This window comes from Candidatus Centipeda massiliensis, assembly GCF_900290285.1.
GTDB lineage: Bacteria > Bacillota > Negativicutes > Selenomonadales > Selenomonadaceae > Centipeda > Centipeda massiliensis.
Genome location: NZ_LT985754.1, coordinates 315,080 through 340,230, shown reverse-complemented (window position 1 = coordinate 340,230; position 25,151 = coordinate 315,080). Strand labels below are relative to the sequence as shown.

At 58.5% G+C, this 25,151-nt stretch carries 8 protein-coding genes, 13 tRNA genes, 3 rRNA genes and 4 pseudogenes; 2 read left to right on the top strand and 26 right to left on the bottom strand.

What is annotated here, in order from left to right; translation table 11 throughout:
• Window positions 1-80: 80 nt before the first annotated feature.
• Window positions 81-706: pseudogene (locus C8273_RS01650) on the bottom strand (hypothetical protein).
• On the opposite strand from C8273_RS01650, the pseudogene C8273_RS12910 reads away from it, so the two are divergent.
• A pseudogene (locus C8273_RS12910) lies at window positions 647-798 on the top strand (secretion protein HlyD). The pseudogenes C8273_RS01650 and C8273_RS12910 overlap by 60 nt on opposite strands.
• On the opposite strand, the pseudogene C8273_RS01640 reads toward C8273_RS12910, so the two are convergent.
• Window positions 794-1,045 (bottom strand): annotated as a pseudogene (locus C8273_RS01640) (hypothetical protein); the annotation flags it as partial. The pseudogenes C8273_RS12910 and C8273_RS01640 sit on opposite strands and share 5 nt — an antisense overlap.
• Window positions 1,046-6,102: 5,057 nt before the next feature.
• Between C8273_RS01640 and C8273_RS13530 the strand changes: the two are divergent.
• Window positions 6,103-8,208 (top strand): annotated as a pseudogene (locus C8273_RS13530) (autotransporter outer membrane beta-barrel domain-containing protein); the annotation flags it as partial.
• 539 nt (window positions 8,209-8,747) lie between these two features.
• Here C8273_RS13530 and C8273_RS01630 read toward each other — a convergent pair.
• The 24 genes from C8273_RS01630 to C8273_RS01515 form a co-directional block, all read right to left on the bottom strand.
• On the bottom strand, window positions 8,748-10,025 hold the full coding sequence (locus C8273_RS01630) for a nitrogenase component 1 (RefSeq protein WP_106626101.1): 1,278 nt from the start codon (window positions 10,023-10,025) through the stop codon (window positions 8,748-8,750).
• Entirely contained in the window at window positions 10,018-11,325 is a 1,308-nt protein-coding gene (locus C8273_RS01625) for a nitrogenase component 1 (protein ID WP_106626100.1), read from the bottom strand. The genes C8273_RS01630 and C8273_RS01625 overlap by 8 nt, the downstream gene beginning before the upstream one ends.
• A gap of 209 nt (window positions 11,326-11,534) precedes the next feature.
• On the bottom strand, window positions 11,535-12,377 hold the full coding sequence (locus tag C8273_RS01620; protein WP_106626099.1) for a PD-(D/E)XK nuclease family transposase: 843 nt from the start codon (window positions 12,375-12,377) through the stop codon (window positions 11,535-11,537).
• A 105-nt stretch (window positions 12,378-12,482) separates the two neighbouring features.
• Window positions 12,483-12,568, bottom strand: a tRNA-Leu gene (locus C8273_RS01615).
• A 16-nt stretch (window positions 12,569-12,584) separates the two neighbouring features.
• Window positions 12,585-12,670, bottom strand: a tRNA-Leu gene (locus C8273_RS01610).
• Between the two features lie 27 nt (window positions 12,671-12,697).
• Window positions 12,698-12,783, bottom strand: a tRNA-Leu gene (locus C8273_RS01605).
• A gap of 21 nt (window positions 12,784-12,804) precedes the next feature.
• A tRNA-Leu gene (locus tag C8273_RS01600) sits at window positions 12,805-12,891 on the bottom strand.
• Window positions 12,892-12,902: 11 nt separating this feature from the next.
• Window positions 12,903-12,976 (bottom strand) — tRNA-Gly (locus C8273_RS01595).
• A gap of 1 nt (window position 12,977) precedes the next feature.
• Window positions 12,978-13,053 (bottom strand) — tRNA-Thr (locus C8273_RS01590).
• A gap of 48 nt (window positions 13,054-13,101) precedes the next feature.
• Window positions 13,102-13,177 (bottom strand) — tRNA-Phe (locus tag C8273_RS01585).
• A 7-nt stretch (window positions 13,178-13,184) separates the two neighbouring features.
• Window positions 13,185-13,261 (bottom strand) — tRNA-Asp (locus C8273_RS01580).
• 20 nt (window positions 13,262-13,281) lie between these two features.
• A tRNA-Val gene (locus C8273_RS01575) sits at window positions 13,282-13,357 on the bottom strand.
• Between the two features lie 4 nt (window positions 13,358-13,361).
• A tRNA-Lys gene (locus C8273_RS01570) sits at window positions 13,362-13,437 on the bottom strand.
• 19 nt (window positions 13,438-13,456) lie between these two features.
• Window positions 13,457-13,532, bottom strand: a tRNA-Lys gene (locus C8273_RS01565).
• 38 nt (window positions 13,533-13,570) lie between these two features.
• Window positions 13,571-13,647: transfer RNA gene (locus C8273_RS01560), tRNA-Gln, on the bottom strand.
• A gap of 37 nt (window positions 13,648-13,684) precedes the next feature.
• Window positions 13,685-13,760: transfer RNA gene (locus C8273_RS01555), tRNA-Asn, on the bottom strand.
• 4 nt (window positions 13,761-13,764) lie between these two features.
• A 5S ribosomal RNA gene (gene rrf, locus C8273_RS01550) occupies window positions 13,765-13,881 on the bottom strand.
• Between the two features lie 63 nt (window positions 13,882-13,944).
• A 23S ribosomal RNA gene (locus tag C8273_RS01545) occupies window positions 13,945-17,037 on the bottom strand.
• A gap of 433 nt (window positions 17,038-17,470) precedes the next feature.
• Window positions 17,471-19,013: ribosomal RNA gene (locus C8273_RS01540) — 16S ribosomal RNA — on the bottom strand.
• Together the 16S, 23S and 5S rRNA genes with 13 tRNA genes alongside form the textbook arrangement of a ribosomal RNA operon.
• 275 nt (window positions 19,014-19,288) lie before the next feature.
• Entirely contained in the window at window positions 19,289-20,050 is a 762-nt protein-coding gene (locus C8273_RS01535) for a PP2C family serine/threonine-protein phosphatase (RefSeq protein WP_159060726.1), read from the bottom strand.
• A complete protein-coding gene (locus C8273_RS01530; RefSeq protein ID WP_106626097.1) occupies window positions 20,047-20,814 on the bottom strand; it encodes a vWA domain-containing protein in 768 nt (255 codons plus the stop codon). The genes C8273_RS01535 and C8273_RS01530 overlap by 4 nt, the downstream gene beginning before the upstream one ends.
• A gap of 15 nt (window positions 20,815-20,829) precedes the next feature.
• On the bottom strand, window positions 20,830-23,055 hold the full coding sequence (locus C8273_RS01525) for a zinc-ribbon domain containing protein (protein ID WP_106626096.1): 2,226 nt from the start codon (window positions 23,053-23,055) through the stop codon (window positions 20,830-20,832).
• Between the two features lie 28 nt (window positions 23,056-23,083).
• A complete protein-coding gene (locus C8273_RS01520) occupies window positions 23,084-24,391 on the bottom strand; it encodes an XRE family transcriptional regulator (protein WP_106626095.1) in 1,308 nt (435 codons plus the stop codon).
• A gap of 48 nt (window positions 24,392-24,439) precedes the next feature.
• Entirely contained in the window at window positions 24,440-25,084 is a 645-nt protein-coding gene (locus C8273_RS01515; protein ID WP_106626094.1) for a DUF4352 domain-containing protein, read from the bottom strand.
• Window positions 25,085-25,151: the final 67 nt, after the last annotated feature.

The window sequence follows — 25,151 nt, the reverse complement described above, 5'->3', positions numbered from 1 at the left end:
TTCCTACGGAAACATCAACAATTTTTCAGGACACAAAGGGACTGTGCGCACGGCACAGTCCCTTTCCTGTCAAACACTGCTCAAAGCATCGCCTTGTAGCGTCCCCACTCAGATTGCGGAATGGCAAGCACGTCCATCGCCTTTTCGGCTGTGACCGACAGTTTTTCCATCATGCGGCGAATAGACGAAAGGCGCTCCGTCTCTCTGGCACGTTCCACTTTTTCCTCACTGACTTCCTCAATCAGCTTCTCCAATGCCGCATTCATGCGAATCTCTCCTCTCTCATGTTTCTTAAACGCTCCCGCCTGCTTTGCAAGCACCTCATAGTACATCTCCTCAGACCGCACACGCCGAAAATCGTGCATCAGCCGCCCAAGCGGCGTAGTCGTATCCGCCATTGACGCATTCACATAGATGATATGCGTACCGTCGTCAAATCGACCGCCGCCGCCCCGAATCACACGCTCAATCACATAGAGCGGCTGCCCCATTCCGAGTACATCCGTCTCCGTAATGAAGATTACATACGACTCCGCAGCTTCACATAGTCTGCACCCTCGGGCAGCGCATTTGCGTCCATCATACTGCTGTGGTAGCGCGCCCTTCTTTGCACGCTGGATTTCAATGTTAAGGAATCGCTGATAAAATGAAGTCCGTCAGATTGGTGCAGAATTTTTGTCCTGCCAAGGAAACAAACCGGACGCATAGCCGTTGCGCTATGTGGAGGATTTGTTGACACAGGCAGGGCGAAAAGAATACGCCAAGATGGCGGTGCTGAATTTATCAGTGCTTCCTTAAATTCCTGCCCGTCCGCAAATGCGTGAATGTCAAGCCGCAGGTCATGCCCGTGCAGATTCTTCAGCGTGTCCTGCGTGACGACGCGCGTCGCTCTGAGATTCGGGCGATCCAGAATAATTTGCAGGACAAGATCAACGCACGGGAGGCTGTCTTGAAACACCGCCGTCATAAATATATCGTCCATCAGCGTAAGGCTCTGAATGATTTCCCGGTAGCGCGCACGCCGCGCTTCCTCTGTATCAAGCATCGAATCCCTCCTGTCATCATTCTATCGTATTCTCCATGGGATTGCCAACAAAATTCTCTAAAAATTTTTCTCCCCCAAAATCCCCTTCCCCTAGGAAATACAAGGCTTTCCAGAAAATCAGGACGTTTGACCCCTGTTATTTGTGACAGTACGCTTTTTTCAGAAATATGCTACAGTAAGAATTGGAAAGAAACACCCATCGCCCCCTCAATAGCCTTCACCCACGAAAGGAGTCACATCATGAAACAACATCGCCACAAGGAAGCACCTCCCTACAAATAAAACGCATCCAGAAAGGAGTCACCCCCATGAAACGACACCACACCCACAAATCCAAATCCCTCACCCCGCGCATCCTCGCCGCGCTCGCGGCGGGTGCATTCACGCTCGGCGGCATGCCGTACGCCCTTGCCGACCCCATGGTCAGCAGCACCGTCACAACGGATACCGTGGCGTCCCAAGGCATCGCGGGCAGCACGGACGGCACGGCGGCGACCATCACCGTCGGCACGGACGGCGGCGGGGCATCGCCCGAGGTCTACTATCTCGCGGGCAGCTACCACCGCCCCACGTTCGTCGCAGGCGCGTGGAGGAGTATCAGCGCGACCGACGGTACGATCCAGTTCACGGGCACGAACGCGGGCGGCAAGGCGATCGTGAACAGCGGCACGATCGGCGGCGCCATCGGCGCAAACGCATGGCTGGAGCATGGCGGCACCGCAAAGATCTCCGGCGCGGAGGTCACCATCAAGAACTGCACATTCAAGCTCGACGCCACCACACCTGAGGCGCAGCGGGGCATCATCGGCGGTCTCGCCGTGTCCAAGGAGGGCGACGGCGGCGGCGCGACGCGGGGCGTGGCAGACGTCGCGCACAGCAAGGTCACCATCGAGGGCGGCACGTATAGCGTCCCCGAGGGCGGTGAGATCACCGTTGCGGGCGGCGCAGCCTATGCACAGACCAAGAGCGTCAACAGCACGGCAGCAGTGACAGACAGTGAGGCGTCCGTCACGGGCGGCAGCTTTGCCGCATCGACATTCCTCTACGGCGGCACGGCCATAACAGAAACGGATGCACGCAGCGAGGCGAAGGCGCTGCGCAACAGCCTCACCTTCACCACGGGCGATACCGTCGCGGAACTCTATGGCGGATATGCGTATGCGCGCCCGACCAAGACCTCCATCTCCCTGCAGGCAAATGAGAACCACCTGACCGCAAAGGCGGGCGCAGACAAATTCTACGGCGGCTACGCCCATGCAGAGCAGCAGGCAGGCGCCACGCACGTTCCACTGAGCACGGCAGAGACGAACGGGAACATCGTCACGATCGCGGCGGGCTCCGGCACGTTCAAGTATGTGAGTGCAGGCGGATACAGCGACATCAGTGCAAAGAAAGCTGCTGCCGTCACCACTGCGGCAAATGCGAATCAGCTCACCATCGCAGGCGGCACCTTCAAGGAGACCGTCTATGGCGGCAACACGTCGGCGATTACCGAAGACGCGACCGGTACTGCCGCGGCGACGGCGCGCGGCAACGAGCTGTGGGCGAACGGGGGCACGTTCCAGAGGAGAATTTTGGCCGGCTGGGGGAATGCGACGACAAAGGCGGGAACGGCGACGACGACCGCTTCCGAGAACAAGCTGCATCTCGCCGGTGCGGCGGCATTTCCGACGGATGGTACGACCGTCTACATCACGGGCGGCGATGCATCCGTAAGCAGTGAGACGGGCAAGCTCAGCCTGACGACGGAGAAGAACAGCATCGACGGGACGCTCACGAGCGCTACGTCGGTGGTACGCGGCGCCGATGGCAAGCTCGACCAGCTTGCGGCGGCAGGAGGGCAGGCGATCACGGCATCCGCTGCCGAGAATACGGTCACGCTCACAGGCGGCAAGGCGTACCAGGTGTACGGCAGTCGGCTGACCCTGAGCAGGGCGGCCGGCGCGGCAGATCTGCACGCCGCCAAGAACAGTGTCGTCCTCACCAACGCCGTGAGCGAGAGCGATAGCAATGTCGCATTCCGCGGCTCCTACATAGAGGCGCACGATGCGAAGGGCAGTCTGCAGATCCGTGCGGAGGAGAACACGGTCACGGCAGATGGCGCGGCGCTCAAGGCCAATGAGATGTATGGCAGCCACGTCCAGCTGCGGAACAGCAATGCGGGCACGACAGAGACCACGGTGACGGCGAACCGCGCCCTCATGCGGGGCAAAACTGCCAATACCCTTGCCGGCGGCTATACCGACATCATCTCATCCGAGAATGCCGCCCTCACGGTAAAGCTCACGGGGAATACGGCAGAGGTGCAGAGCGGCACTTCGTACCATGCGTATGGTGCGCTTGCCGAGACAAAGCAGAAAGACGGCGCGGGAGAGGTGACCGCAGAGGGCAACACCATCACCGTGACGAAGCTGACCGACGACGGCGGCAGCTTCACGGGGGCAAAGATTTCCTATAATCGCGACGGCGCTGCGACGGCGGCGGGAGATACGACGCTCACCGCTGGGAGCAACAAGGCAGACCTCAACGAGGGCAAGCTGTCCAAACTGTTTGGTGCCGAGATCCGCATCAACAACGCCTTTGGCGGTGCAGCGGCATACACGGCGACCGAGAACGCCGTCACCGTCGCGGCAGCGGGTGTGGTGACAAACAGCGTCGCGGGCGCAGAGATCGAGCAGCAAACTACCTCTGCGGACGGCGCGTCCTTCACGGCGACCGCCGCAAAGAATACGGTCACGAATACGGGCGGCAAGGTAAAGAACGCGGTGGGTGCCTCCGTGAAGCTGCCGGCGGACCATGCAGGGGACGTACAGGCGACACTCACGGAGAACGCCGTCACGGGCACGGGCGGCACATTTGCGGGCGACGTGCGGGGCGGTGTGGCATACGTCTTCGCAGAGACGGGCACGGCGACTGCCACCCTCACGAAGAACACGGTCGATCTCACGGATGCCGCGCTCGATGACGCCCACATCCGCGCGGGCCATGCCGTTGCCCGTACAAGGGCGGCAGGGAAGACCGCATCCGCTGCGTCCAATGAAAACGTACTGCAGCTGAAGAACGCCTCCGGCACAGCGCAGGAGCTCATCGGCGGCGCCGCCTCCGGCACGGCAGAGCGCGCGGGCGCAACGGCTGCGGCAGACAGCAACAGCGTCACCCTCGAGGGCGGTACCCTCACAGCAGCGAACAAGGTCTACGGCGGAAAAACAGAGGCGGTCGGCAGCGACGCCCCCGTCACAGCGGCGGCGACGGAGAACACCGTCACCCTCTCCGCAGCTGCTCCGTGGCAGGCGGTCTACGGTGCGGATACCTATGCCACTGCCGTGAATGCGGCGGCGACCGCACGGACAGAGGGGAATACAGTCACGGCAGATGCGGGAACGTTCCTGGGGCAGCTCTACGGCGGCAATTCCTACGCAAGCACAAATAGTGCGGGATCCGGCACGCCGGGTACGGCAGCCGCCGTCACCACTGGCAACACGCTGAACCTCGCCGCTGCTGCCGTCACGAACGGGGAGAGCTACGGCGGCTACGCCTCGGCGGGGAGCACGACGGGCGATGTCAGCCTCACCGTCACGCAGAACAAGGTGCTTGGCACACATGGTACCACTGCAGAGGTAGATGGCGCCTATGGCACATTGGCGCAGACGGCAGCGACGACGCGTACCGTCACGGGGTCGCTCACGGAGAATACGCTGACGCTCACGAACGGCAAGGCGGGCAGCGCCTACGGCGGCATTTTGCGTCTGGGCAAGGCGTTCGGCGCGGCAGAACTGACTGCAGCAAAGAACAGTGCCGCGCTCACGGATGTCGAGAGCAGCACCTCGGCAGCCCTCGCCGGCAGCAGCATCGAGGCGCGGAATGCAGCGGGGAATCTGAAGCTCACCGCCGAGGAGAACATGATCACGGCGCGCGGGGCGGATCTCAGCGCGGGCCAAATCTACGGCAGCCATATCTTCGCGCAAAACGCGAATGCGGGCAAGACGGAGCTCCTCGCAGAGAAGAACCGTGCGAGCGCGGCGGGCAAGGAGATCGCAGATCTTGCGGGCAGCTATGCGGAGATGCAGACGGACGCGTCGGCGGATCTCACGGCGACCTTCCGGGAGAACAGCGCCGAGGGGAGCGGCACGACGCTTGGGGGTGTCTATGGCATAGACACCTCTGTCCGCCAGAAAGACGGCACAGCGGCGGTAATCGCCGAGAGGAACGCTGCGACCGTGACGAAGGCGAATGCCGTGGAAAGCATCCGCGGTGCATACATCACCTATCGGCGGGATCCTGGCGCCACGGCGGCGGGCGATACCGCGCTCACGGCGACGGGGAACACGGCGCGGCTCGTGGAGGGCACGGCAGGCAGCGTGAGCGGCGTGAACATGATGGCGACGAACGCCTTTGGCGGTGCAGCGGCATACACGGCGACCGAGAACGCCGTCACCGTCGCGGCAGCGGGTGTGGTGACAAACAGCGTCGCGGGCGCAGAGATCGAGCAGCAAACTACCTCTGCGGACGGCGCGTCCTTCACGGCGACCGCCGCAAAGAATACGGTCACGAATACGGGCGGCAAGGTAAAGAACGCGGTGGGTGCCTCCGTGAAGCTGCCGGCGGACCATGCAGGGGACGTACAGGCGACACTCACGGAGAACGCCGTCACGGGCACGGGCGGCACATTTGCGGGCGACGTGCGGGGCGGTGTGGCATACGTCTTCGCAGAGACGGGCACGGCGACTGCCACCCTCACGAAGAACACGGTCGATCTCACGGATGCCGCGCTCGATGACGCCCACATCCGCGCGGGCCATGCCGTTGCCCGTACAAGGGCGGCAGGGAAGACCGCATCCGCTGCGTCCAATGAAAACGTACTGCAGCTGAAGAACGCCTCCGGCACAGNCGGCACATTTGCGGGCGACGTGCGGGGCGGTGTGGCATACGTCTTCGCAGAGACGGGCACGGCGACTGCCACCCTCACGAAGAACACGGTCGATCTCACGGATGCCGCGCTCGATGACGCCCACATCCGCGCGGGCCATGCCGTTGCCCGTACAAGGGCGGCAGGGAAGACCGCATCCGCTGCGTCCAATGAAAACGTACTGCAGCTGAAGAACGCCTCCGGCACAGTGCAGGCGCTCATCGGCGGCGTCGCCGATGGCACGGCAGAGCTCGCGGGCGCAGCGGCTGCGGCAGACAGCAACAGCGTCACCGTAGAGGGCGGCACGCTGACGGCGGCAAGCGCTGTGTACGGCGGCAAAACAGATGCGGTCGGCAAGGACGCCCCCGTTACTGCGTCGGCATCAAAGAATACCGTCACCCTCTCTGCCGTTGCTCCGTGGAAGGAGATTCGCGGCGGCAGGGCCAATGCCAACGCGGAGGGGGCGGCTGCGACGGCGTCGGCAGACGAGAACACGCTGAACCTCGCATACGGTACATTTACGTCGGAGATCATCGGCGGCTCCGCCACCGCAGACGGCGCGCCGGCACAGGCGACGGCAAACGAGAACACTGTGAACATCAGCGGCGGCATCTATCAGGACAGCATCTATGGCGGCGCTGCGAACGTGGGCAGTACTGCCGGCTCCGTCGCAACCGTCAAGGATAACCGCATCGTCATCACGGGCACGCCCAACCTCTCTGCGGCGCAGCTCTATGGGTACAAGGCAAACGGCGCGACGGAGAACATCGCAGGCAACGCGCTCGTCGTCAAGGAGACCAAGGGCATCAAGGCAAAGCGCATCGATGGATTCCAAAAACTCGAGTTCTGGCTGCCCGCCGGTATGACGAAGGACGACACGATGCTCTGGCTCTCGTCCACGAGCAATACTGACCTCACGGGCACGGACATCACGGCGCATCTGCGCGGCGATGAGACGGAGAAGCGCCTGCGCCTCCTCTACACAGAGAAAGCGCAGATCCAGAAGGACGGCACGACCACCATGACCGTCTGGAAGGGCGTCTCGGATGTCACTACGGCGAAGATCGGCATCACCGAGGATAATAAGGAGCTGATTGTCAAGACCGACGGCTCCGCCATCGACGAGGGCGATAAGCCAACGCCGAAACCCCCAACACCGCCGCCGACACCGCCAACGCCGCCGCCAACACCACCGACACCTCCAACCCCACCGCCGACACCACCAACGCCAACACCGACACCAACACCTACACCAACGCCTACACCTACACCAACGCCTACACCTACACCTACACCTACACCAACGCCGACACCGACGCCCGATGACCTCAAGCGGCAGGCAGAGGACAACCGCAAGTCCGTCGTCGAGACGATGGCGGGAGCGGCAGCCTTCCTCGGCGCAGGTGCAGACCTCATGACGGGCGGCGGCATGACGAGTGCATCCGTCGAGGCGGCGGCAGCCGAGGGCTTTGCCCCATTTGCGGCCATCGGCGGCTCCTCCATGCGGCATGAGACGGGTTCCCACGTCGATATGAAGGGCATGAACCTCGCCGTCGGCTTCTCGCGTGAAGTCCTGCGCGGCGATGAGCGCATCCTCTTCGGCCCCATCGTCGAGTACGGACGCGGCACCTACGACAGCTACGTCAATGATGCGCACGGCGACGGCTCCGTCCGCTACGTCGGCGTCGGCGGCTTCATCCGGCAGGAGCAGAAGGACGGCACGTTCTACGAGGGCAGCCTGCGCTTCGGACGCTCATCCATGGACTATTCGGCGGTCCTTTCGGGCACGCCGACCTCCTATGATACCGATACGAACTACATCGGCGCACATCTGGGCTTTGGTCAGCGCGTCACGGAGCAGAGCGGCAACGAGCGCGAGCTGTACGTCCGCTACTTCTACACGCGGCAGAACGGCACGGATGCAACGCTCTCCACGGGTGAGCGCTACGAGTTCGACGCCGTGCAGAGTCAGCGTCTGCGCACGGGCGCACGCTGGATGATCCCGCAGGGCAGCGGCACCCTCATCCTCGGCGCCTCCATGCAGTACGAGTTTGGCGGCGATTCAAGCGCCACCGTATATGGCAGAGGATTCACCCATACCACGCCTTCACCATCCCTCAAGGGATTCTCCGGCAGCCTTGAACTCGGCTGGAAAGCCCCCATGGGCAAGAACGCCTCCGCTGACCTCAGCGTCGAGGGCTGGGCGGGCAAACAGCGCGGCGTGACCTTTAACGCCGGCTTCAACTGGAAGTTCTAACGCAATCCAAGCCTCCCCCATCACAATGGGGGGAGGTGGCACGCGACAGCGTGACGGTAGGGGCGCCTTGGACGATCCATGACTCTCTATCGTAAGAAAGTCATACAAGTCACAGGCGCCCCTTCCACCGCTTGCTGACCTGTCCAAGAAGCAAGTCCGTAGGACGAAGCTGATTGGGAAACAGGTCGTATGCGAAAACGTCCCAAGAACACGAGCGTTAGCGATGTGTGATTGGCTGACGTTGACCGCTCGCGGTCCCCCTCCCCCGCTGCGGCGTGGGAGGCATTGGACGCGGTAGATCAGCCTCCCCCATCACAATGGGGGAGGTGGCACGCGACAGCGTGACGGTGGGGGCGCCTTGGACGATCCATGACTCTCTATCGTAAGAAAGTCATACAAGTCTCTGGCGCCCCTTCCACCGCTCGCGCTCCCCCTCCCCCCTGCGGCGTGGGAGGCATTGGATTGCGGTATGATTTTACCTCCCCACAGAAAAAGCTCCGAGCACCTGTACGTGCTCGGAGCTTTTTGCTGCCAATTGCCTATGCGCGGACGGATATCTCACGCCGCAGGATACTCCCGTTCCAGAGTGCGTCCTCGATGTGCCGCGCACCGCGCAGCCCCATAAACGGCTGATCCGACAGGCAGAGGCGATCCACAACGGGATAGGCGACGGGGAGGTAGAGCATCCTGCACGGATCGGAAAGCACGGACTCGCTGCTGCTCGCCATGAGCAGTCCGTGCTCCATCGCCGCGAGGAGTTCCTGCGCCCGCACCGTATCCGTTTCCGTCAGCCGCTCATCCACGATCTGCACTGCGGCAGCATCGCGCACCTGCGCCGCAACAGCGAGATGCCGGACATCCGCCCACTCCGTACGCAGCGCCTCGGCAAGCCCCCACGCCGCCGACCGCGGTGCGCGGATGAGTGCGGTATCAAAGCGCAGCTCGCCCCACGTATTCTTGAGATCGTTGATCCGCAGAAAGTCTCTGCGCTCCGCCTCCTCGATCTCCGCCATAGCAGCCTCCCCATGCGCGGGCGGCAGCGCGGCAAAGATCTCCTCCAGCCACCGCCGCGTCCCCGCACGCCCATAGGGCGGAAGAGGGGCGATGCAGGGCGTGCCGCAGCGCTGCTCGATATACTTTGCCGCCGCAAGCCCGAGCTCGTCATGCACGACAATATTGAGCTCTGCCTGCGCCAGTGCATCGATGTCCTCCGGGGACATATCACACCCGAATACATGGCGCACCGCATACCCTGCCCCCGTCAGCAGGCGTACCAGTTCCCGCGCATCGTTCTCGCCGTTGTAGTAGGACGCAGTCATGCCGATGAGGTTGACTCCGTGCCGCGCGGGCGCCGCCGTCTCGCGGAGCAGCACCGCAAGCGCCGCGCAGGAGGCGTGCCGCCATCCGTCCGCGAAGCTGCCGGTCAGTCCGCCGCTGTCAATGGCGACCACGGGGCAGGTTACGCCCGCCGCGCGCGCAATCGCACCGACATCATCGCCGATCAGACTTGCCGAGCTGCCGCTGATGACGGCGAGCAGCGCGGGCGGATGCTCGATATGCGCCTGCAGCGCCTCGCGCAGATACTCCTCCGCGCCGAACACAATCGCATCGTTGTCGAGCTGCGTGCATTTCATGCGGTGGGAGATATCGCTCTGTGTCTGCTCGATGTGCCGCTGCGTAAAGAGGTAGCACCACAGCGGCCCGTTGACCACGACGGCGCAGCCGTGCAGCCCCGCGAAGAATGCCGCCGCGCCCGTCAGCGCACAGCTCTCCATCCACACGGACATATCGTCAAAGGAGAGAATTCCCTCATCCATAGATCAGCCCTCCCCTGCTCGTATGCCGATAGAGTACGTGCTCCATATCCTCGATGAGCTGCCGCTCCATCGCCCAGCCGACCGTAGGCAGCTTGCCGAGCAGGATCTGCCGCAGCTGTACGTCCACCAGCTCATGTGTCGTAAAGACGAAATCCGCCGACCGCAGCAGCTCCTCACTCGCGGGATCCTCCACCGCGAGAATCGGTACATCGCAGCACGCCCGAAGGCCGTCCTCCACCTCCCTGCGCTGCGCCTCGGTAAAGAGCGCGAGGAGGATGATGCCGGAGAGCCGTACCCCCGCCCTTTCGATCAGGCGCAGGAGGATCTCGGGCTGCAGCCAGTGCAGTTCGCGCCCGACGACGAGCACGGTGCGCCGCCCCGCGAGCGTCTCCCGCGCACGCGCGAGACTGCGCTCGAACGCCGCCTCCTCACGCCGGATCGTCTCCTCCGCCGCCGCTTCCCGATGGCAGCGCGCGCCGATGCAGCGCAGCCAGTGTGCCGTCTCCTCTGCGCCGCCCGCAAATGCCTCCGCGAAATACGGCGTACCGAAGCGCGTGTGAAGTTCCTCCGCGAACGCGATGAGCAGCGCCTGCTTTTCATCGGACATCGCACTGCCGAGCACGACGAGGAGTTCCGCCTCCGGCACCGCCTGCACCTCATCGAGCGGCGTATAGGTGGGAAACTGCCCCGCCAGCTGCAGCCCGAGGCCGCCGAGCAGCCGCTTCAGCTCCTGCACGTAGGCACTGTAAAGCCCCCCGTAGTCCCCGAGAAACACCACCGTCCCCTGACGCACGCGCGCAGGCGGCTGCATAAAGCGATCCATCAGCACCCGCGCAACCGACAGGTAGCCGTCGAAGGACTCATCGTCCAAAAAGCCGCCCGTCGGCACGGCAACGACGGGCAGCCCCAACGCCTCCTCCATCTCCTCCGCCGCAGCCCTCGTATCGTCCCCAATGATGCCGCTCACACAGGAACCCGCGACAAAGACGGCACGCGGCCGATATCTTTCTGCCGCAAAACGGATGCACGCACGCAGCCGCTCCGCCGCGCCAAACACCGCATCGCCCTCGCCGATCCCGCTCGTCAGCAGCGGTACGGGCGACGGCGGCGCGTAGGTGCCCGCGCCGATCAGTCGATGAAAGCTGCCGACATCCTTTTCACGCACCACATGCGCACAGGAGCGCGGGCTGTGAAAGATAACCAGTGCGCCCCGCGCGTACGAGAGCGCCCACCAGACGGCGGGCATGCTGCAGCTGCACTGCGCACGCCGTACCCCCGCGCGTTTTACCTCAATCGCCATACTGCTCCACCATGCCCTCCAACAACTCAAATATCATCAGTACCTCGACACCCTAAATAGCGCATTATGCTGCGTATTCTTTGCCCGCGTACCGACACACATCATAAAATATCATATATGCGCGAAAAATTCCGTGCGTTTTGACACAAAACAAGAGAACCCGTCGGCATGATTGTCGACGGGTTCTCTTGTTAAATCAAAAACACATTTCAGAGCATCGCCTTATACCTGCTCCACTCCGACTGGGGGATCGCAAGCACATCCATCGCCTTCTCTGCCGTAACCGACAGCTTTTCCATCATTGCTCGGATAGAAGAAAGATACGCATTTTCTGCGCCACGCTCCATGCCACGCTCCATGCCGCGCTCCATCGCCTCTTTGCTGATCTCCTGAACAAACTGTTCCCACTTCGAGCTCATATAAATCTCTCCTTTCTCCGTATTCTTAAACACTCCCGCCCGCTCTGCAAGAACCGGATAGTACATCTCCTCGGGCTGCACGCACTGAAAATCGTGCATCAGCCGCCCAAGAGGCGTCTCCGTATCGACCATCGAACCATTTACATAGACAATATGCGAGCCGTCTCCAAAGGACTCCCCATCCCCCTCAATCGTTCGTCCTATCAGATAGAGCGGTTTCCCCTTCCCAAGTACATCTGCCTCCGTGATAAAGATCACATACGATTCGGGCAGCTTTTTATAATCCATTCCTTCAGGCAGCGCATTCGCATCCATCATGCTGCTGTGATAACGCGCCCTGCGTGGTTCTGCTCCCCTTTTCGCGCGCTGAATCTCGATGTTGAATTCCTGCCCGTCCGCAAACGCGTGAATGTCAAGCCGCACATCATGACCGTGAAGATTTTTGAGTGTATCCTGCGTAACGACACTCGTCGTGCGAAGATTCGGCTTCTCCAAGATAATCTGCAAGACCAGATCGACACAGGGGAGACTGTTCTGAAACACCGCCGTCATAAAGATATCATCCATCAATGTTAAACTCTGAACGATTTCTCGGTACAATGCCCGACGTGCTTCTTCCGTATCCAGTGCCATAAACTCCCCTCCTGCAATTATTCTAGCGTATTCTGCATAAAATCGCAAGCATGAGTAACAGCAACAAAAAATCGCTGTAATTTCCTACAGCGATACGTTTCCAAATGGTGCGGTTGGTGGGACTTGAACCCACACGTCTTGTGAACACTACCCCCTCAAAGTAGCGCGTCTGCCAATTCCGCCACAACCGCATGATATGAAGTTAAATGGTGCGGTCGAGAGGACTTGAACCTCCACGATGTTGCCATCACTAGCGCCTGAAGCTAGCGCGTCTGCCATTCCGCCACGACCGCGTGACTATCAAATTGTAAAGAAAAGGATGGTGCGGTCGGTGGGACTTGAACCCACACGTCTTGTGAACACTACCCCCTCAAAGTAGCGCGTCTGCCAATTCCGCCACGACCGCGTGACAATAGAGTATGATATTTGGTGCCGAGGACCGGAATCGAACCGGTACGATCTTTCGATCGGGGGATTTTAAGTCCCCTGCGTCTGCCTGTTCCGCCACCCCGGCGAAATGCAAAATGGAGCGGGTGATGGGAATCGAACCCACGTGACCAGCTTGGAAGGCTGGGGCTCTACCATTGAGCTACACCCGCGTGGAGCTGGCGAGAGGACTTGAACCCCCAACCTGCTGATTACAAGTCAGCTGCTCTACCGATTGAGCTACGCCAGCGACATGCACAAGCGGCGTATGCCGCAGACGCTGTGATGATATACGAAGTGGTGCCTCAGAGCGGAATCGAACCACTGACACGGGGATTTTCAGTCCCCTGCTCTACCAACTGAGCTACCGAGGCATAAAAATGGCGACCCGAAGGGGACTTGAACCCCTGACCTCCGCCGTGACAGGGCGGCATTCTAACCAACTAAACTACCGGGCCGTAGATCGGATAAGTACCTATGGTGGGCGATGACAGGATCGAACTGCCGACATCTTGCTTGTAAGGCAAGCGCTCTCCCAGCTGAGCTAATCGCCCATAATGGTGACCCACCACGGAATCGAACCGTGAACCTACTGATTAAGAGTCAGTTGCTCTGCCAGTTGAGCTAGTGAGTCATGATAAGTGAGAAAATAGTGGTGGCTCACCCGGGACTCGAACCCGGGACCCTCTGATTAAAAGTCAGATGCTCTACCAACTGAGCTAGTGAACCTTTATCAGCGCCACAGTACCCGCCAAAATGATACAAATTGGCTGGGGTAGTTGGATTCGAACCAACGGATGCGGGAGTCAAAGTCCCGTGCCTTAACCGACTTGGCGATACCCCAACTATCCAAAGCGGCGACGCCGCTGTAAATGCAAAAATGGCTCCTCGAACTGGACTCGAACCAGTGACATTCTGATTAACAGTCAGACGCTCTACCGACTGAGCTATCGAGGAGTGATTGCGGCAACTACCTACTCTCCCACGTCGTCTCCAACGAAGTACCCTCGGCCTTTGAACGCTTAACTACTGTGTTCGGAATGGGAACAGGTGGAACCGTTCAGGCATCATCACCGCATCTTCTTGAGTGTTGTACACTCAAAACTTCACAGAAGAAACTGTAAGCAAATTGTTAGGCTTGTAAGTCAAGCCCTCGACCGATTAGTGCTGGTCAGCTCCACACATTGCTGTGCTTCCACACCCAGCCTATCTACCTCGTCTTCTTCAAGGGGTCTTACTTCCTTATAGGAATGAGATACTTCATCTCGGGACAGGCTTCACGCTTAGATGCTTTCAGCGTTTATCCCTTCCGGACGCAGCTACCCAGCCATGCCCTTGGCAGGACAACTGGTACACCGTTGGTCCGTCCACTCCGGTCCTCTCGTACTAGGAGCAGCCTCCCTCATGTATCTTACGCCCGCGATGGATATGGACCGAACTGTCTCACGACGTTCTGAACCCAGCTCACGTACCACTTTAATGGGCGAACAGCCCAACCCTTGGGACCTGCTTCAGCCCCAGGATGTGATGAGCCGACATCGAGGTGCCAAACCGCCCCGTCGATATGGACTCTTGGGAGAGATTAGCCTGTTATCCCCAGGGTAGCTTTTATCCGTTGAGCGATGGCAATTCCACTCTCTTTCCACCGGATCACTAAGCCCTACTTTCGTACCTGCTCGACCCGTCAGTCTCGCAGTCAAGCTCCCTTCTGCCTTTATGCTCTTCGCGCGATTTCTGTCCGCGCTGAGGGAACCTTTGGACGCCTCCGTTGCTCTTTCGGAGGCGACCGCCCCAGTCAAACTGCCCGCCTGGTACTGTCCCGAACACTGTTAATGTTCCGGTTAGATCCTTAGCATATAAAGGCCGGTATCCCAACGGTGACTCCATCACATCTAGCGATATGACTTCCCAGTCTCCCGGCTATCCTGTACGTTATATGCCAAAGACCAATGCCAAGCTGCAGTAAAGCTCCATGGGGTCTTTCTGTCCAGTCGCGGGTAACCTGCATCTTCACAGGTATTTCAATTTCACCGGGTCCCTCGTTGAGACAGTGCCCAAATCGTTACGCCTTTCGTGCGGGTCGGAACTTACCCGACAAGGAATTTCGCTACCTTAGGACCGTTATAGTTACGGCCGCCGTTTACAGGGGCTTCAGTTCGCTGCTTCATCTCAAGGACTAACAACTCTCCTTAACCTTCCTGCACCGGGCAGGCGTCAGCACCTATACTTCAGCTTGCGCTTTCGCAGGCACCTGTGTTTGTGGTAAACAGTCGCTTGGGCCTCTTTTCTGCCGCCGTCAACAGCTCCGGTGGTAAACACCTTCACCATCAACGGCCATCCTTTTCCCGAAGTTACGGATGCATTTTGCCGAGTTCCTTAACGAGGGTTTTCCCGCGCACCTTAGGATTCTCTCCCCGCCTACCTGTGTCGGTTTTGGTACGGGCAGACGTCTTCTCGTTAGAAGCTTTTCTTGGCAGTGTAGTGCAGCTGAATTCAAGTTCGCCGTAGCTTACTCTATCTATCGGTTCTCGGCCTTGTAGTATGGGGATTTGCCTCCATACAAGCCTACCGCCTTCGACGCGCTCTTCCAATCGCGCGCTCAGCTTCCTTCCTGCGTCACTCCATCCTCAAACGAAGACGCCCGGTACTGGAATTTTCGCCAGTTGTCCATCGCCTATGCTTTTCGCCTCGGCTTAGGTCCCGACTAACCCCGGGACGACGAGCGTTGCCCGGGATACCTTAGGCTTTCGGTGGACAGGATTCTCACCTGTCGTTTCGCTACTCATACCGGCATTCTCACTTCCTGTTCGTCCAGCAGTCCTTCCGGTCTACCTTCGTCCAAACAGGAACGCTCCCCTACCCATCGTACCTAGTACGATGCCGCGGCTTCGGTTCTGTGCTTTAGCCCCGGATATTTTCGGCGCAGGGCCTCTCGACCAGTGAGCTATTACGCACTCTTTTAATGGCGGCTGCTTCTGAGCCAACATCCTGGTTGTTTTCGAAGTCCTACATCCTTCTCCACTTAGCACAGCATTTGGGACCTTAGCCGGCGGTCTGGGCTGTTTCCCTCTTGAATACGGGTCTTATCACTCGCATTCTGACTCCCAGGCTGCCCATATGAGCCATTCGTAGTTTGACTGGGGTCGGTAGGCTTTACGCCTCCTTGCCCGATCAGTGCTCTACCGTCTCTATAGTTATTCGCCTGAGGCTAGCCCTAAAGCTATTTAGGGGAGAACCAGCTATCTACACGTTCGATTGGCATTTCACCCCTATACACATCTCATCCCAACGTTTTTCAACACGCACGGGTTCGGTCCTCCACTCATTTTTACCTGAGCTTCAACCTGGACATGTATAGATCACTGTGGTTTCGGGTCTAATCCATGCTACTTTCGCCCTCTTAAGACTCGCTTTCGCTTCGGCTCCGCGTCTCCCGCTTAACCTCGCAGCATAAATTAACTCGCCGGTTCATTCTTCAATAGGCACGCCGTCGCACATAAATAGTGCTCCGACTGTTTGTAGACATACGGTTTCAGGTTCTATTGCACTCCCCTCCCGGGGTTCTTTTCACCTTTCCCTCACGGTACTCTTCGCTATCGGTCGTTTCGATGTATTTAGCCTTGGATGGTGGTCCACCCTGCTTCCCACTGGGTTCCTCGTGCCCTGTGGTACTCTGGATCCCTGCCCGCTTTTCACTCTTTCGTGTACGAGGGTCTCACTCTCTTTGCCGCACCTTCCCAGATGCTTCCACTAAAGTGTCCAGTTTGTTGCAGGTCCGCAACCCCAAGAAACCGAAGTCTCTTGGTTTGGGCTCCTCCCGTTTCGCTCGCCGCTACTCAGGGAATCTCGGTGCTCCACTCATGAATACTCTGGCGCATCTGCTTGTCTGATTCCTCATCTGCTTTGTCATCGTCGCTTGCCATAGCCACCGCTATGACGCGCTCCTCTTCCGTGCATCTGAAGAAATCATCCTTCGCATCTGCAATCCAGCTTATTCATGAGCGGAACACAGTTGATTTCTTTTCCTCCGACTACTTAGATGTTTCAGTTCATCGGGTGTTTTCTCTCTACCTCGAAGGTAGAGTGACAAGACGTTACTCTTGCCGGGTTGCCCCATTCGGAAATCCATGAGTCAAGGCTTACTTGCAGCTCGTCATGGCTTATCGCAGCTTATCGCGTCCTTCTTCGTTTCGAAACGCCTAGGCATCCGCCGTATGCCCTTATTCACTTGACTTAACCTTCCACTTCGCACATCAGCGGCACTGCATATCCCGTCATCTGCTTTGTCAGCCTCATCGACATAGCGTACTATGTCTCTGTCGGCTTCCGCGCATCTAACGGAATCTTCAGCGCCGATCCAACATGGAATCGGAACTTCATCTCGCGATAAAAGGTATTTTCGCTTTATCCTAATTTGCTTGGGAAAATCTATTCTGTTACTTTCTACCTTGCGGTAGAAGACCTCAGTGAGGAAAACTTTATGACATGAGTACACAAAGTCTCCCTTTGTTAGATTTTCTTGTTTCTTCTGTGCAGTTTTCAGTGAACAATAAGGTCACAACTACGCAATCTCTTGCGTCCGATGCGCCCTCAAAACTAGACAATGCAAAACTAAGCCAAATGACCGACCTAAGATTGTGAACCGTTAGGTTCATCTTAATCCTTAGAAAGGAGGTGATCCAGCCGCACCTTCCGATACGGCTACCTTGTTACGACTTCACCCCAGTCACCTTCCCCACCTTAGACGGCTGCGCCGGCTTCGGGTGTGAACGACTTCCGTGGTGTGACGGGCGGTGTGTACAAGACCCGGGAACGTATTCACCGCAGTATGCTGACCTGCGATTACTAGCGATTCCGACTTCATGCAGGCGAGTTGCAGCCTGCAATCCGAACTGGGAAACGGTTTTTGAGGTTCGCTTGCCCTCGCGGGTTCGCTGCTCTCTGTCCGTTCCATTGTAGTACGTGTGTAGCCCAGACCATAAGGGGCATGATGACTTGACGTCATCCCCGCCTTCCTCCGCGTTCTCCGCGGCAGTCTCCTTTGAGTGCCCACCTTTACGTGATGGCAACAAAGAACAGGGGTTGCGCTCGTTGCGGGACTTAACCCAACATCTCACGACACGAGCTGACGACAGCCATGCACCACCTGTTTTCCTGTCTCCGAAGAGAGGGTGCTATCTCTAGCACTTTCAGTCAATGTCAAGGCCTGGTAAGGTTCTTCGCGTTGCTTCGAATTAAACCACATACTCCACCGCTTGTGCGGGTCCCCGTCAATTCCTTTGAGTTTCAGTCTTGCGACCGTACTCCCCAGGCGGGATACTTATTGCGTTAACTCCGGCACGGTAGGGGTCGATACCTCCCACACCTAGTATCCATCGTTTACGGCCAGGACTACCGGGGTATCTAATCCCGTTCGCTCCCCTGGCTTTCGAGCCTCAGCGTCAGTTGCAGTCCAGAAAGCCGCCTTCGCCACTGGTGTTCCTCCCAATATCTACGCATTTCACCGCTACACTCGGAATTCCGCTTTCCTCTCCTGTACTCAAGACATGTAGTTTCTTTCCCATCACGGGGTTGAGCCCCGCACTTTTAAGAAAGACTTACATGCCCGCCTGCGCTCCCTTTACGCCCAATGATTCCGGACAACGCTCGCCACCTACGTATTACCGCGGCTGCTGGCACGTAGTTAGCCGTGGCTTCCTCGATAGGTACCGTCATTACAGAGCACTATTTGCACTCCGTACGTTCGTCCCCATCAACAGAGCTTTACGATCCGAAGACCTTCTTCACTCACGCGGCGTTGCTCCGTCAGGCTTGCGCCCATTGCGGAAGATTCCCCACTGCTGCCTCCCGTAGGAGTCTGGGCCGTGTCTCAGTCCCAATGTGGCCGTTCATCCTCTCAGACCGGCTACTGATCGTCGCCTTGGTGAGCCGTTACCTCACCAACGAGCTAATCAGACGCAGACCCATCGACAGGTGATAGCATATTCAGAGGCCATCTTTCATCAGAAAAGGATGCCCTTCTCTGCTTCATTCGGTATTAGCATTCCTTTCGGAATGTTGTCCCCATCCTGTCGGCAGGTTGTCTACGTGTTACTCACCCGTTTGCCACTAGATTCTCTAAAAGCAAGCTTCTAAATCATCCCGTTCGACTTGCATGTGTTAAGCACGCCGCCAGCGTTCGTCCTGAGCCAGGATCAAACTCTCCGCGAAAGGCTTGCCCCTATCCGAGAGCCTGTTGGCTCATTACTTCATTCTTGTAAAAGAATTGTGTTCGTTGACCGAAGGTGTTGCCACCTTCACAACGATGTTGCATCTGGCTGTTAGAGTTTCCTCTAACTTGTTTTGCATTGTGTAGTTTTCAGGGTACATCCGGCGCCGTTCCTAGCTTCGTGGAGTTTTTCATCTCCGTGCTGCCCTCATCGGCGCGACTGTCACAATATAACACAAAGCACTTCTCCTCGTCAACCCCCTTTTTCAACTTTTTCTCAACTTTTTATATTCCGCACCATCAGTGCGATGCTGCAATCATCACCAGTCGCCTGAATGACACTGTTCTCAAAGCTCCCACGCAGCATTTCCTCCACGTTCGCGCGTCCCTCTTCGCAGACTGCGTTGAAGACGCGGTGCAGGACAGGCGCGAGAGTTTTCTGCCGGCGATCATAGAGGCTCATCTCCGTGCCGTCGGAGAGAAGGACGAAGCCATATATGTCTGACACATCCCCTTTGACAAGTTTCATGGTATCTGTCGCCTCGGGCGAGGTGACAAATACGGTGGTATTGATAAACTCGCCGTTGACCGGCTGGGAGAGGACTACGAGCCGGTTGTCGTGCAGGCAGCCAATGACACCGTCGCCGATATGGAGGAGGATGAAGCGATCCCCCTTGACCGCAACAGCGAGCAGTGTGGAGGCAAGAGCATCAACGCTGCTCGCACATTCGTCCGCCTGTGCGGCGAGTGCCGTACGCAGCCGTGCAAGGATCTGTTGTTTGACGAGTGTCCCGTCTATCTCTGCATCAAAGGCATCAAAGGAGCTAGAGAATACCATCGCAATCTCCCGACAAACGGTCTCTGCCCCCTCTTGGGAGAATGCTGCAGAACCTGCGCCATCAGCGAGAGCGATGACGGCAGTGCCATGCCATTCGCAGGCATGGGTCTTATCCTGACACGGCAGATCTGCGGCACGATGGCGCCGCCCTGTGACGGCGCACTCCGCAAAGTGCCATAGTGTACTGTGTTCTTCGCTCAAGAGAGTGTACTCCAGTCTTTGATACGATCGACATCAAGCTTGATTTTATCTCCCGGGGTGGAGTTCGATACGACCTTGATGCTGCTGCTGAGCCATGCAAAAAATTCTTGGAATTTCAGGCCGTCGAGCCGCAGCGGCTCCCATTTCGGCGAGAGTGCGGCAAGTGCATCCATGCCCGGTTCGTTTCCGATGCCGATGGGAAAAACGGTCAGCTTGCCTGCATTCACGAGTTCCGTGACGCGCTGTTCGGCACGGCGAAGCTCGGCGGGGTCACCGTTCGGTTCGCCGTCGCTCATGAGGACGAGCCATGGCTGATAGTAGTCGACCCCCTTATCCTGATACTCTTTCTTGCGCTGCGTCAGCAAGTCGAGGGCGAGGTTGACCCCCTCCCCCATCGCCGTGAGTCCATTTGCGTGCAGCTGTGGGACGGTCTGCCGCTCGATGTTGGCGAAGTCGAGCAGGCATTTTGCCTCGTTGTCGAAGGTGACGATGCTGATCTCAGCGGAATCAGCGGCGAGTATGTCGGTGCGGATTGCCTCGAAGAACATTTCGATGCCCTTTTGAAGCTCCTGTATGCGGCTCTTTCCACCCTCGACGATCTGCCAGAGCTTTCCGTCTTGGCGGATGGTCTCCCCGGTGCCGACGTAGCTCCCCGCCTCAACTGCCGCCATGGAGCCACTTGTGTCAAGGCAGAGGCAGACGGGAACGCGCGGCGTCGGATTGGTGACGAGATCGTCCATGCGGATGAGGTGCAGGTCTTTCATGGTGTTCCTCCCATATTATAACAGAAAATGAACGACGGCATAGGCAATGGCAAGCCCGATGCCGATAACGCCGATAACGGTCTCAAAAAGCCCGATGATAACGGTCCCAAAAAGCCCGATGCCGATGCCGATAACGGTCTCAAATAATGAGCTCTCCTCCGCATGGTCACTTTGCGGGAGAGGCGTACGCGAAGGGGTGTTTTTCTGCGGTATCGTGCGCCCCACCTCGCGCTCCTTCTTTCGCTCCTCGCGACATTCCCTGCAGTTCTCGGGCTGTGCCAGCCCCTTATCTACGAAGAAGGCATGCTCAGCGGCGGTGATACGGAAGCGGCTGCCGCACGTCCTGCATTGCTTCCATTCATAAGTTTCTCCTCTGCACCAGGAGCATATGCCGCGGTCGAGCTGTGTGACCGGCACCTCGCTCTTACAGACCCGGCACGGACGTTTCTCGGGCGGCTTCGGCGGCTTTGTCCCGGGCTTTGTACGTGCCGTCGGCCGATCCCATGTCTTTGTTTGCTGCGGGGACTTCGCATCCACATTTGTTTCAATGTGCTTGTAACGGTTCGGGAAAATCTCGAGTGAGAGGGCATCCTGCTCCGCGTATTTCCCATTTGTGAGAAGGTTCTTGTACTCACGCAGGTTTGCAAGCCACGCGTTCACGTCGAGGCGGTCACACTCTTCGTAATGCACCTCGCCCTTACGAAAGGTCTGATAAAACGGTTCTTTCATTGCACGACGCGGGAGATGACTCCAGATAAATCGCCACGGGCCGTCGGGGGCGCGGCGATTAGAGTTTTCTCCGCAGGGATAGGAGAAATCACCGCGTGCAATGTTCTCCTGCAGATCGTTGCCCCCCTGCTGAGAGTATGGCGTTTTACCCGGGAGCATGATGCGGAAAAGCAGGGTCGCAATGGCAAATGCCTCATTTCCCTTCGTGCGCAGGAAGCTTGAAAACGGTTGCCCCTGCACCTCGGGGGCTGTGTAAACGGGGGTGCCGACGGGGCAGGGAAAGTCCTCGATCTGGTAGCTGTCTGTATCAACAAAGTAGACCTCAGTTGCGGAGACGACGAGGATGTTCTGGTCATTCAAATCACCGATGAGAATGCTGCGGTCGTGAAGGTACTTGATCTTCTCAAGGATGGTAATGCAGAGGGTGACGAGATCGACCTTTTTCCAGTGCGGGAAAAATTTCTGCAGACGCCGCGGACTGAATACGGCGATCTGCAGGGAGTGTCCCTGTGCCCGCGGCATCAGATAGCCGACAAAGTCCCCGCTCTCGTTTGAGAGTTCTGCACAGGGCCAGCAGATGCCCGCATAGGAGATACTGCGGCTGAGCATTCGGCGGATCTTTTCCCGTCGCCGTGCGGTCAGGCAGTCCCGCGCGTAAATCTTTGCAACGTAGGGTGTGCCCGTTTCGTAGATCCTGCCCTCGCCGCCCTTACCGATCTCCTTGCCGAGGCGGATGCGCTCCAGTATGCCGTTCTGCATGCGGCAGACCATCTCGCCCTCAACAGGGATGTGCGTTACGGGCAGCGGATCGTCAGCGATGGTCGTGACGGCGGTCTTTCGCGCAGCGGTCATGGCGGATGGGCGGCTGTCCGTGCGCTGCGGCGCGGGTCTCTGCCCTGCCGTGCGCCCATGCCCACCATGCATCCGACGGTCACCGTCTGTCTGCGCGCTCGGGGAGTCCGTCCTTTTCGCATGCGGCTTCTTTCCATCCTGTGGGAAAAGGTTGCCGCCACCGTCAATGCGCCGCACATGGATTTTCTTGCCGCGCTGAACGGAACGTTGGTTAACAAGGTTGCGGATGTCCGCGCCGAGGTCGGCGTCCTGCGTGATGAGCAGGAGATTGTACGTCATGCGGTGGCGCGTAAACTGTGTGATGAAGACGTTATCTGCGTGCCCTTCCCGATCAACCGGCTCTCCGTGAAATTCGAGCAGGTTCTCCTGCTGATACTTTGGCAAAAACTCCGACAAACAACGTTCCGCATTCCGCACATCCGCAGGATCGTATGTCCCCGCAGCGTTCCTATAAATTTTCTGCAGTTCGTGAAACACACGCTCTGGGACAATGACGGGGTTGTTGTATTTCAAAATATAGGGTCTGGCACGTTCCCAGAACGTCGGCGCAGCCTCCTTGAGCAGACTGCAGGTGTCGATGAACACCTTCCAGTCCTTGAAATACATATCGAGCAGCTTCTCCTGCCGCTCCTTCATGTCGCGTCCCGTCCCTACACGCACGCGCTCCACCCCCTATGTTTTTCTCTCATCAGCCGATCTCGTCCCATCCGCGCGGCAAGGTGCTGCGGGCAGGCTCCGGTGTGGTGTTTTTCGGTGTGGGCGATGTGCTGTCATCGCCATCATCAACGCTCTGCCAATCCACGAGCTCAGCTGCCGCGACATCGTTCATCGCCGCAGCGGAAGGAGAGCTCTCCTGCCCCCCGGCATCGAGTGCGCGCATCTCTGCCGCCATCGCCTCGATCTCCGCAGCATCCGGCTCGTCAAAGATGACCACCTCGTCCGCATCCGGTATCTCCTCCGCAGAAGAAACCTTACGTTCAATCTCCTCGATGGTCGGGATATCCTCAAAGGTTCCGTTGGGCGGATCAGATGGCTCTGCAAGTGCAGCGTCAAGGTCGTCCCATCCGCGCATCGGCTCCCGCATATCCGCATCATCACCGTCCTCATCCGCATAGGAGGGTACGTGACAGTCTGTGCCCGAAGCCTGCCAGCGATAGAAGCCGTGCTCGCTCTGATATCCAACAAGGTCGATCTCCCCACCGCCGAGCTGTGCACGGTTCAGCAGCGTGATCTGCGCGGCACAATCAGACGCGTTCGTAAAGAGTACGATCTGATAGGTATTCTTGAATCGTGCAAACACCGAGAAGAAGGTACTAAGCTCCGTCCCATCGTCGTCTTCGCCGCGCAGGTCGACCAAGCCCTTCTCCTGCAGGTGCACCAAATGCCGCATACCGTTCTTAGCATTCCTGCGCACGGCATCGTCCGTGCTTCGCAGATCCACCTCCAGAGCCCGCACTGTCGCAAGGGAGACGAGGAAGGTGCTGCCATGTTCACGCAATGCAGCTATCAGCGGCTCTGCTGCTGCAAAGAAGCCCTCCGATGCGATAATGCTGTGGTCGAGGAAGATGCGACAATCCGTCGCAAAGGTGTGGTAGTCCTCCTCCGTCAGCCAGTCCTGTGTACGATCCCATGCGGGTGTCTCGAAAGGGGTGGGGAATGTATCGAGCCACCGCTGTGTCAGCGAGATCGTACCGAGGTGATCGAAAAAGCCTTCATCCTCGGGTGCGTTGAGCGAGAGGATCGTCTCAATCCGCACGGCAATCTCCGGCATCTCCCGCACAGCATCGTCCAGCACAGCGGCAATCGCGAGGAACACCGTCGCACCGAGCTCCTCGCCCCCCGCCTCGATGTCTGCCAGCTCCTGTTCGTGAATGCCTAATACCGCCGCAAACTGCTCCGCATCCATCCGCAGAAGACGCCGTAGGTACGGCAGAGATTCCCGCATGGCGGTACACATGAGTCCGCGCTGCTCTTCATAATAGGTTCGGATATCCATACATTCTCCTCCTCTGTCAGAGGGCTGCTCTCTGCGCGCAGCCCCGTCCTACAGCGTAATCTCCGTTGTTGGCTGATTCAGTCCATGCGGCTTTACCAGTATCTTTGCAGGAGTCGCTCCTGCGGGCATGGCAAAAACGACGCTTGCTGTCGTCTGCATCCCCGGCGATATGTTTTCCATGTGGAACGTAGCTACCCCTTTGTGAAAGAGTACGCCCATGCCGCTGTCCGAGACTGCGTAACTGTTGCCGTCCGTGTCAACCATGCGGATGTTGAAACTCACGATGTCGATACTGCTCGAACCGCGGTTCGCAAGCGTCAGTTTAACGAGAGCAAAGGGTCCCTGCACGGTTCCCATCGGACCCGTCAGCGAGGATGCACGCGAGATGGACTCCACACGCCCGGCGAGCGGCGTAGAGGGGCGGGACTCCGTCTGTGCGGCGGGCGGAGGCTCCTGTGCAGAGGCACTCTGAGCCGCAGGTTTGTCCGTACGCACAGGGGACGCCGTTGTTTTCTCGCTGCCCTTCTTCGTGCCGCTCGCCCCATCCTCCTTGGTCTTGGCATCCGCCTTGTCCGTTTGTGCTGCTGTCATTGGCTGCGCAGCGGGTGCATCCTTTTCCCAAAGTCCCAGGCCGGGACCAAAAAAATAGATAAGTGCCCCCAGAACAAGCCCGAGCAGAATCCCCTTCCTCATCTCCCCACGTCCTTTCTCTTCGAATGCTAAAGAATTTCATTGAATACGAACCCATTCTACCATAAAA

Excerpts from the sequence above, each read along its gene's own strand:
- C8273_RS01515 (WP_106626094.1), bottom strand. The coding sequence starts at position 25,084 with ATGAGGAAGGGGATTCTGCTCGGGCTTGTTCTGGGGGCACTTATCTAT.
- C8273_RS01625 (WP_106626100.1), bottom strand. The coding sequence starts at position 11,325 with ATGGCGATTGAGGTAAAACGCGCGGGGGTACGGCGTGCGCAGTGCAGC.
- C8273_RS01620 (WP_106626099.1), bottom strand. The coding sequence starts at position 12,377 with ATGGCACTGGATACGGAAGAAGCACGTCGGGCATTGTACCGAGAAATC.
- C8273_RS01630 (WP_106626101.1), bottom strand. The coding sequence starts at position 10,025 with ATGGATGAGGGAATTCTCTCCTTTGACGATATGTCCGTGTGGATGGAG.
- C8273_RS01520 (WP_106626095.1), bottom strand. The coding sequence starts at position 24,391 with ATGGATATCCGAACCTATTATGAAGAGCAGCGCGGACTCATGTGTACC.
- C8273_RS01530 (WP_106626097.1), bottom strand. The coding sequence starts at position 20,814 with ATGAAAGACCTGCACCTCATCCGCATGGACGATCTCGTCACCAATCCG.